The 9214-nt window shown below is 59.0% G+C and carries 7 protein-coding genes; 6 read left to right on the top strand and 1 reads right to left on the bottom strand.

Features of this window, described 5'->3' with window-relative positions; translation table 11 throughout:
* The first annotated feature begins 105 nt into the window (after window positions 1–105).
* From hslU to B4U49_RS02810, 5 genes are all read left to right on the top strand, one after another.
* On the top strand, window positions 106–1419 hold the full coding sequence (gene hslU / locus B4U49_RS02830; protein ID WP_078083065.1) for an ATP-dependent protease ATPase subunit HslU: 1314 nt from the start codon (window positions 106–108) through the stop codon (window positions 1417–1419).
* 73 nt (window positions 1420–1492) lie between these two features.
* Window positions 1493–1894 carry a gamma-butyrobetaine hydroxylase family protein gene (locus B4U49_RS02825; protein ID WP_078083064.1) on the top strand — a complete coding sequence of 134 codons (402 nt, stop codon included), beginning with the start codon at window positions 1493–1495 and terminating at the stop codon, window positions 1892–1894.
* Window positions 1895–2063: 169 nt separating this feature from the next.
* Window positions 2064–3914, top strand: coding sequence for a PhoX family protein (locus B4U49_RS02820; protein WP_078083063.1), 1851 nt, complete (start codon window positions 2064–2066; stop codon window positions 3912–3914).
* 120 nt (window positions 3915–4034) lie between these two features.
* Window positions 4035–5690 carry a hypothetical protein gene (locus B4U49_RS02815; protein WP_078083062.1) on the top strand — a complete coding sequence of 552 codons (1656 nt, stop codon included), beginning with the start codon at window positions 4035–4037 and terminating at the stop codon, window positions 5688–5690.
* A 142-nt stretch (window positions 5691–5832) separates the two neighbouring features.
* Window positions 5833–7434, top strand: coding sequence for an alkaline phosphatase (locus tag B4U49_RS02810; RefSeq protein ID WP_078083061.1), 1602 nt, complete (start codon window positions 5833–5835; stop codon window positions 7432–7434).
* Between the two features lie 19 nt (window positions 7435–7453).
* On the opposite strand, the gene B4U49_RS02805 is transcribed toward B4U49_RS02810, so the two are convergent.
* Complete coding sequence (locus B4U49_RS02805; RefSeq protein ID WP_275078273.1) at window positions 7454–8284, bottom strand: CHAD domain-containing protein; 831 nt, start codon at window positions 8282–8284, stop codon at window positions 7454–7456.
* A gap of 108 nt (window positions 8285–8392) precedes the next feature.
* Between B4U49_RS02805 and ubiE the strand changes: the two genes are divergently transcribed.
* Entirely contained in the window at window positions 8393–9142 is a 750-nt protein-coding gene (gene ubiE, locus B4U49_RS02800; RefSeq protein WP_078083059.1) for a bifunctional demethylmenaquinone methyltransferase/2-methoxy-6-polyprenyl-1,4-benzoquinol methylase UbiE, read from the top strand.
* Window positions 9143–9214 lie beyond the last annotated feature (72 nt).

Below are 9214 nucleotides of genomic sequence, written 5' to 3'. Positions count from 1 at the left end.
ATTCACAGCGGTTTCAAAAACCAGTACCCGGTGCCCCGCCGCCACCGAACCAGCTTCAAAGCAACCGAAGCCGGAACGAAGCGACAAAGAATCCGAGTAAAGACCATGTCCATGACCCCCAGAGAAATCGTCCACGAACTCGATCGCCATATCGTCGGCCAGAACGACGCCAAGCGCGCCGTCGCCATCGCACTGCGCAACCGCTGGCGCCGCATGCAGGTCAACGAAGAGCTGCGCGCGGAAATCACCCCGAAAAACATCCTTATGATCGGCCCCACCGGCGTCGGTAAGACCGAAATCGCCCGTCGCCTCGCCAAACTGGCCGGTGCCCCGTTTATCAAAGTCGAAGCCACAAAATTCACCGAAGTCGGCTACGTCGGCCGCGACGTCGAATCCATCGTGCGTGACCTCGTAGAAATGGCCATCAAACTCGAGCGCGAGCGCGCCACCGAAGGCGTCAAACAGCGCGCCATGGACGCCGCCGAAGACCGCGTCCTAGATGCCCTGCTGCCCCCCGCACGCAACACCGACCCGAGCGAAAAAGACTCCAGCACCCGCCAGGTCTTCCGCAAAAAACTGCGCGAAGGCGAACTGGACGACAAGGAAATCGAAATCGACGTTTCCGCCAGCCCCATGGGTGTCGAAATCATGGCGCCTCCCGGTATGGAAGAAATGACCAACCAGCTGCAGGGCATGTTCTCCAATATGTCCAAGGGTAAAACCCAGAAGCGCAAGCTCACCGTCAAACAGGCACTCCAGCAACTGACCGACGACGAAGCCGCCAAGCTGATCAACGACGAAGAAATCAAAACCAAAGCCATCCGCTCCGCCGAGCAGAACGGCATCGTATTTCTCGACGAGATCGACAAGGTCGCCAAGCGTCAGGAAAGCGGCGGTGCCGACGTGTCCCGCGAAGGCGTGCAGCGCGACCTGTTGCCGCTGATCGAAGGCTGCACCGTCACCACCAAATACGGCATGATCAAAACAGACCATATCCTGTTTATCGCCTCCGGTGCCTTCCACCTGTCGAAACCCTCGGACCTGATTCCCGAGTTGCAGGGGCGCCTGCCAATTCGCGTGGAACTCAGCTCGCTGACGTCGCAGGACTTCCAGCGCATTCTCACCGAACCCAGTGCCTCGCTCACCGAGCAGCAGAAAGCACTGCTGGGCACCGAGGGCGTCAAGCTGGAATTTTCTGAAGATGGTATCCGCCGTATTGCGGAAGTAGCATTTGAAGTAAACGAGACTACGGAAAATATCGGTGCACGCCGTTTGCATACAGTGCTGGAAAGACTGCTCGAGGAAATTTCCTTTGCTGGCGGCGACGGCGATACTACCGTCACCATCGATGCGGCATACGTGGACGCGCAGCTCGGTGAATTGAGCAAGGATGAAGATCTGTCGCGCTTTATTCTTTGATTATTACTCTTTACTAACAGCAAAGAATAGCCCGACCAGGAAAGAGGGGCCGCAGTGCCCCTCTGTCATTAGTATGAAAGCATCAGTAAACAGCCAGCAAAAACCGCCACAAAAAATCCGTCTGGATAAAGCAGCTCGAAAGCTGATCCTGCAATATCCCGACGGCGAGTTTTCCCTGCCGGCGGAATACCTGCGAGTCTATTCTCCGAGTGCGGAAGTGCGCGGCCACGGCGCCAGTGATGGCACCCTGGTGACGGGGAAAATACATGTGGGTATTGAAAAGGTGGCCGCCGCTGGCCGCTATGCGCTGCAGATCTTTTTTGACGATGGCCACGATAGCGGAATTTATACCTGGGCTTACCTGCGTGAACTGTGTGACGAACAAGAAATAAAGTGGCAGAGTTATCTCGCACAACTGGAGGCTGCCGGTAACGGTCGCGACCCGGATGAAAGTGCAGTGAAATTTATCCAGTAAACGGATAAGCCTGCGGCAGAGTACGTTTTCTGGCTGTTATTGCATTCCGTTTGTGAACAGATTCCGTATTAATAAAAAGTTCACCAATACTTCACGGGTCATGTCACGACCCTGTCATTTCGAATCGTTTCAATCCCCCGCTCGAAAATAATTTTGATGGGGGTACATAATGATTCCGTTTTCAAAGACACCGCTGGCCCTGAAACTGGGAGTAGTGCTCGCCGCTATTGCCCTGCTTCCCGCCTGTAGCGACGACAACAACAATCGCAACAATCCACCGGTGGTCACGCCGGATCCGAATCCCGGTGACGGTGGTGATGAAACGCCCGAGCGCTCCCTGAGCTTTACCGGGGTCGCCGCCCCCGCTACCGACAGCGAAAAACGCCAGATCCTGGCATCGCCGAAGGTCGAAGTGGACGGTGCAGAGTACGATATCGGCTTCCACACCCTGCTGCGCTCCGGCGACTCGGTAAATGGCAATGTGGTGTTCGGCCAGCTGGTAGATGCCGCGGGCCAGCCCCTGTATGGCGAAGACGGCATGCTCAAGGTTACCGATGCCAACGAGCACACCTCCCTGTTGCCCATCGGCGACCGCCTGTTCTCCGTATCCCAGATGGAAACCCGGCCCGGTGCCATGTTCCTGATGGAACTGAATCAGGACCCGGAAAACGGTGAGCTTTCTACCAAAGACCTGTGGCAGATAGACCAGTCCGGTGTGGACGGGGGCTGGGTGCACTGCGCCGCTTCCGTCACGCCGTGGAACGCCCACCTGGCATCAGAAGAGTACGAGCCGGATGCACGCAGCCTGCCTACACACCTTGAGGCCGCAGAGGACGGTTATTCCGCCGGTATGCTGGATTACTACGCAGATCCCAGCAAGTGGAACCCCTATTTCTACGGCTGGAATATCGAGATCACTGTCAATGTGGAAGGCGATGGCGAGCCCACATCTGACCTGGTCAAACACTACGCCATGGGTCGTATCGCTTTCGAACTTTCCTACGTGATGCCCGACAGCAAGACGGTATACATGACCGATGACGGCACCAATGTGGGCCTGTACATGTTCGTCGCGGATACCGCCGGTGACCTGAGTGCGGGTACCGTGTACGCCGCCAAGTGGAACCAGACTTCTGCCGAGGGTCTGGGCAGTGCCGACCTCGAGTGGGTTTCCCTGGGCCACGCCAGCAATGACGAGATCGACACGGCGGTACACGGCGCCGATGGCCAGCCCGCGGTTACCTTCGACGATATATTCACGGTGGATGGCGAAGGCTGTGTCGACACCGCCACCAACGGCAACAGCGAGTGCCTTAGCGTCAAGCCGGGTATGGAAAAAGTTGCCTCGCGCCTGGAGACCCGTCGCTACGCTGCACTGATGGGTGCGTCCACGGAATTCCGCAAGGAAGAAGGGGTTACCTTCGATCCGGACGGCAGCAAGCTGTACGTGGCCATGAGCTCTGTGGGTCGTGGCATGACCGACGATGTTGGCCATATCCAGATTGCCGAGGGCAATTCCTGCGGCGCGGTCTACCAGCTGGATGTGGCGGCGGATACTGACATCGGTTCCGATTACGTGGCTACCAATATGAGCGGCCTGATCGGCGGTATAGAAGCGGAGTACCCGGCGGACAGCCCGTTTGCCACCTACAGCTGTGACGCAGACGCTATTGCCAACCCGGATAACGTTACCTTTATCACCGGCTACAACACGCTGATCATCGGTGAGGACACCGGCTCCGGTCACCAGAACGATGTGATCTGGTCGCTCAATCTGGATGAAGTGGATGCTGCAGACTCCACCGCGGGCCTCACCCGTATCCAGACCACGCCCTACGGCTCCGAGACCACCTCGCCCTACTGGTACCCGAACATCAATGGCTTTGGTTACCTGATGAGTGTGATCCAGCATCCCTACGGCGAGTCCGACGGCGACAAGCTGGCCCCGGGTTCTTTGGAGCACCGCGCCTACACCGGCTACGTGGGGCCCTTCCCGGCCATGGATGTTACCGACGAGTAAGCGGCACTGGCGCCCATTACCGGTAAAGCCATTCAGGCTGAAAACCCCGGCAGGTAACTGTCGGGGTTTTGTCTTATCCGCTGATTGAGCGGGCTTTTGAAAAAGTTTTGAGTGAACCCCATGCGTACAATCATTCTGGCAATCACCGCAGCACTGTTCGGTTCCGGTGCTGTATCCGCCGAGCCGGAAAATCTTGGCCGGCTGTATCTGTCCAACCCGGCGGCGGTGACGCCGCCGCAGTGTTATACCAAGACCGAAAACAAAAGCGCCCCGGCGAGCAATCCCTGCTATGTCTGCCACACCGACAGCCGCGCACCCAACTTTACCAATGATCTCGACCTGCAGCTGCTGTACGACTTCGCGGAGCCCGCGCGTACCAACCGCTGGCACAACCTGTTCAAGGACCGCTCCGGTTACCTGGCCGAGGTCAGTGACGAGCAGATTCTCGGCTATGTGCGCGAAAGTAATTACCGCGCGCAGGACGGCAGTGTGCCGCTGCGGAAAAAGTTGCGCGAGGACCTGCCGAAACACTGGGACGGCAATGGCAACGGCCGCTGGGATGGCTATGTGCCGGACGTGCAGTTCAATTTCGACGGTGCTGGTTTTGACCGCGATGCCGACGGCGGGTACAGCGGCTGGCGCGCGCTGGCTTACACCCCTTTCCCGGGGACTTTCTTTCCCACCAACGGATCCACCGACGACGTGCTGATCCGCCTGCCGGCGATTTACCGCAACAATGAGCAGGGGGAATTTAATACCGAGGTGTACCGGATCAACCTGGCGATTGTAGAAGCGCTGATCAAGCGCGCGGATATTGCGATCGATCCGGTAGACGAGCAAAAATTCAAGGTGGACCTGGACAAAAACGGCGAGCTGGCTATCGCCGCACAGATTGCCTACGACTGGGCACCGCTGGAGCAGCGCCATATGTCCTATGTGGGCCAGGCGCGGCTGGCGCAGCGATCTGGAGAGGCCCCCCTGTCTGCCGGTTCCTATCCTCTGGGCACCGAATTCCTACACAGCGTGCGCTACCTGGATGTGGATACCAGTGGTGAGGTCTCGATGGCCGCGCGTATGAAAGAGCTGCGCTACGCGCGCAAGGTGCGCTGGGTCACTTATTTTCAGCATCGCGAACTGGCTGCGGATGAACTCAAGGACGCGCACGATTTTCCCGACCGTCTGGAGCCGGTCATCGGGGATATCGAGCGCGGTGTCAGCAATCGTCGCGGCTGGCGCTACAGCGGATTTATCGAGGATCGCCACGGTGCACTGCGCCCGCAGTCCTACGAGGAGCTGGCCACCTGCAGTGGCTGTCACGGGGCCATCGGGGCCAACGTCGATGGCGGTTTTGCCATGACCCGCAAACTGGATGCGGACAAAAGTTTCCAGCGCGGCTGGTATCACTGGAACCAGAAGTCCCTGGTCGGAACACCGGAGCCACTGCGTGCCAATGGAGAGGGCGAGTATGCCTATTACCTCAGGCAGGTAGGCAATGCAGACGAGTACCGCTCCAACAGCGAGGTGCGCGCGCGTTTCTTTGATGACAAGGGCGGACTCAAGGCTGCGATGCTCGACAGACTCGCCGGGGATATCAACGTGCTGATCATGCCCACACCGCGCCGGGCGCTGGATTTAAACAAGGCCTACCGCGCGATTGTCGAGGAGCAGAGCTTCCGCGAGGGCCGCGACGCGGTGCTGTCCCCGCGCGACAACCTGCTGCGAGAGGTTGCCGAGGGACAGGAAACCGGCGTGCAACGGACGTCTTCGTACTTCTGAGTGCGACACACTGCTGCCTTATTCGCGGGGCTGTATTTCCCCGTTCATCCAGCGCGGGCGGCGATCGGTCGCCGCCCCGGTCATGGTTCTGTAATATCCCCACCCTTTAATTGGCGCGTTTCAATTTTCAGGGGTAGTCAGAATGATCCAGAAAACGCTCACCGCAGTCGTCGCGGCGACTCTCACCACGGTGTCGACGGCGGCGCTACTCGGCGGTTGTCACGCGGGTGTTGCCGAAGATAAAGCGACAAAAAATACTGTGCTGCTTCAGGGCAGCCAGCGTGCCAGTCACTGGTTTAGCGAGGGCGAGGAAGCCCTGCAGCGGGCGGCGACGCGCCCTATCAACAACCAGCGCGGTTCGGCTAAAAATATCATTTTGTTTGTGGGCGATGGTATGGGGATCTCCACCGTGACCGCCGCGCGCATTCTCGCCGGTCAGCAGCAGGGACTGGCGGGCGAGGAATACCAGCTCAGCTTTGAGCAGTTCCCCTATGCCGGCCTGATCAAGACCTACAACACCAACCAGCAGACCCCGGACTCCGCGGGCACCGCCACCGCAATGGTCACCGGGGTGAAAACCAAGGCCGGCGTACTGAGCGTGGACGAATCAGTGGCCCGCGGTGACTGCGCCGCCAGCCTCGAAGCTCCTCTCACCACTGCGCTCGAGCTGGCGGAGGGCCTGGGCAAGAGCACCGGCCTGGTGAGTACCGCGCGGGTGACCCACGCGACCCCGGGAGCCACTTACGCCAAGGTGCCCGAGCGCGGCTGGGAGCACAGCGCCCCCGAGGGATGTAAAGATATCGCTAGCCAGCTGGTGGAACTGCCGGTGGGCGATGGCGTCGACGTGGTGATGGGAGGCGGCCGCCGCAATTTCCTGCCGAAGGAAATGACCGACCTGGAAGGCCAGGCGGGCAAGCGCGAAGACGGTCGCAACCTGATCGAAGCATGGAAAGCGCGCTATGCGAGTGACGCGCAAAAACCACTGTATATCGAGGACCGCAAAGGCTTTGACGGTATCGACGTCGCGTCTACCGAGAAGCTACTGGGCCTGTTTGAAAGTTCGCATATGCGCTACGAGGCGGACCGCAAAAACGATATCGCCGGCGAGCCCGCCCTGCACGAGATGACTGCCAAGGCTATCGATCTACTGGGTAAAAACGACAGTGGTTATTTCTTGCTGGTAGAGGGTGGGCGCATCGACCACGGTCACCATGCGGGCAGCGCCTACAACGCTCTGAACGATGCGGTGGAACTGGCGCGCGCGGTGCAGGTCGCGGTGGATAAAACCCGTGCCGAAGACACCCTGATCATCGTCACCGCGGATCACAGTCATGTGATGACCATCGCCGGCTATCCGACCCGCGGTAACCCCATCCTGGGCAAGGTGGTGGGCAACGACCGCCACGGCCAGGCGGAACAGTCACTTTCCCTGGCGGCAGATGGCAAGCCCTATACCACCATCGGCTACACCACCGGCTTGGGGCACGCCCATTACGGCGACGAGACCGATGCCGATGTGCGCTACGACGATCCCATCGACAGCGGGCGCAAGGACCTGACCGAACTGGATACCACGGCGTCGGGCTATCACCAGGATTCGCTGGTACCGCTCGGCTCAGAAACCCACGGCGGCGAGGATGTCGGCATCTGGGCGCGTGGCCCGGGCGCACACCTGTTGAGTGGTACCAATGAGCAGAGCTTTATTTTTCATGTGATGGCCCATTCCGGCGGTCTACTGAAATGATAGTGCGAAAGCGAGCGGCTTAGCGGAAGGACCAGTGCCTGTGCGGGAAAAGCTTCCTGCACAGGTGGTCAATTTCCGCCCGCAGTTCCTCCAGCCGCTGTTGGGCTGCATCCAGCAGCGGAATCCGCTCCCCCATCATTTCTTTTGTTTCATCCCCCTGCAGGGCGAGCAGGTGGCACAGCAGGCGTAAATCGCGCCAGTCTCCCAGGGCGCTGGCCAGTTTCTTGAGGTTGCGGGTGCGGCAGCCGATAGCCTTTGGGTAGCGTTTTTTCAACAGCCGGCTTTGATACCACTGATCTTTAACGCGTTTGCGCAGTGTGTGGAAAGCTTCGTCCGATTCTTGTTGGAGTGCCCGCTTTTTCGCTTTGGCGGCGCGGCGATAGCTGTGACGGTAACCGCGTTCTATATCTTCCCATCGGACCGACTCGATATCCCATGTTTCCAGGTCCCGGAGCCCGTGCTGTAACTGCTGCTCAATCTTTAGCAGTTCACCCGTGTCACCGTTGTTCACCCGGCATTTCAGATAGGTCGATATACCCGGGAATTTGCTTGCGTCCAACTGATCACGAAGTGCCAGATACAGGGAGGTGGCCTCGCGACGTGCTGAAAGGTCGCGGCTAATGCTGCGATAGCGCGCATTTTCATGTTGATACATCGCCTCGGTAGCTGAACTGGATGTACGGAACAGGCGAATCAGGGCGCGCATTTTTTTGCAGTGTTTGCGCAGGCTGTGGACCGCTTGAGTTGTATCTAAAGAGTGACAGACGTGGATCGCCGCACAGACCTGCTTGTGTGCTGCTTTGCGGACTGCGGCCGGTAGTTTGCACTTTTCTGTCAGTTCGTACGGCATTGGGCGTATGAGCAATATTCGAATGCGGTCAAGTTTAGCCGGTAGCGGTGCCCGATCCCGCCCACCCCATGTACAATACCGTCCTGAATTAGGTATAGCAGGCGCAAGATGAGCGAACGCAAGACGACCCATTTCGGCTACCAGCAGGTACCGGTCGAAGAGAAGGCCGGTCGGGTGGCGGATGTTTTCCACTCGGTGGCGGCCCGCTACGATGTGATGAACGACCTGATGTCCGGTGGTGTGCACCGTCTGTGGAAGCGCTTCACCATCGAGCTGTCCGCGGCGCGACCGGGACAGACGATCCTGGATATCGCCGGTGGCACTGGCGACCTGACGGCGCGCTTTTCGCGTATTGTCGGCCCTACCGGCAAGGTGGTGCTGGCGGATATCAATGCGTCGATGCTGAAGGTGGGCCGCGATCGCCTGCTGGACCGCGGTATTGCTGGCAATGTGGAGACGGTGCAGGCGGATGCCCAGTACCTGCCGTTCCCGGATAATACCTTTGACTGCATTACGATTGCCTTTGGCCTGCGCAATGTGACGGACAAGGATCTGGCGCTGCGCTCGATGTTGCGGGTGTTAAAGCCCGGTGGCCGCCTGCTGGTGCTGGAGTTTTCCAAACCGCAGTCCAAGCTGCTGGAGAAGGTCTACGATCAGTACTCTTTCCGCCTGCTGCCTTTTATGGGCAAACTGGTGGCGGACGATGCAGACAGTTATCGCTACCTCGCCGAGAGTATCCGTATGCACCCGGATCAGGAGACCCTGAAAAACATGATGGGTGAGGCCGGTTTCGTGGACTGCGAATTCCACAATATGACCGGTGGCATTGTGGCTTTGCACAAGGGCATCAAACCCTGATTTTAGGGCTGCGGCCATGGTCCTGTGGCGGCGCCGCTTCCGGCGTCTGTTTGCGGGACACGCCGTGAACCC

This window comes from Microbulbifer mangrovi (assembly GCF_002009015.1).
GTDB lineage: Bacteria > Pseudomonadota > Gammaproteobacteria > Pseudomonadales > Cellvibrionaceae > Microbulbifer > Microbulbifer mangrovi.
Note: the sequence above shows the minus strand (reverse complement) of the source record. Positions and strands in the feature narration are given on the sequence as shown.

Bases quoted from the DNA above. Each gene is read 5' to 3' on its own strand.
- B4U49_RS02810 (WP_078083061.1), top strand. From the start codon at position 5,833: ATGATCCAGAAAACGCTCACCGCAGTCGTCGCGGCGACTCTCACCACG.
- hslU (WP_078083065.1), top strand. From the start codon at position 106: ATGTCCATGACCCCCAGAGAAATCGTCCACGAACTCGATCGCCATATC.
- B4U49_RS02815 (WP_078083062.1), top strand. From the start codon at position 4,035: ATGCGTACAATCATTCTGGCAATCACCGCAGCACTGTTCGGTTCCGGT.
- ubiE (WP_078083059.1), top strand. From the start codon at position 8,393: ATGAGCGAACGCAAGACGACCCATTTCGGCTACCAGCAGGTACCGGTC.
- B4U49_RS02825 (WP_078083064.1), top strand. From the start codon at position 1,493: ATGAAAGCATCAGTAAACAGCCAGCAAAAACCGCCACAAAAAATCCGT.
- B4U49_RS02820 (WP_078083063.1), top strand. From the start codon at position 2,064: ATGATTCCGTTTTCAAAGACACCGCTGGCCCTGAAACTGGGAGTAGTG.
- B4U49_RS02805 (WP_275078273.1), bottom strand. From the start codon at position 8,284: ATGCCGTACGAACTGACAGAAAAGTGCAAACTACCGGCCGCAGTCCGC.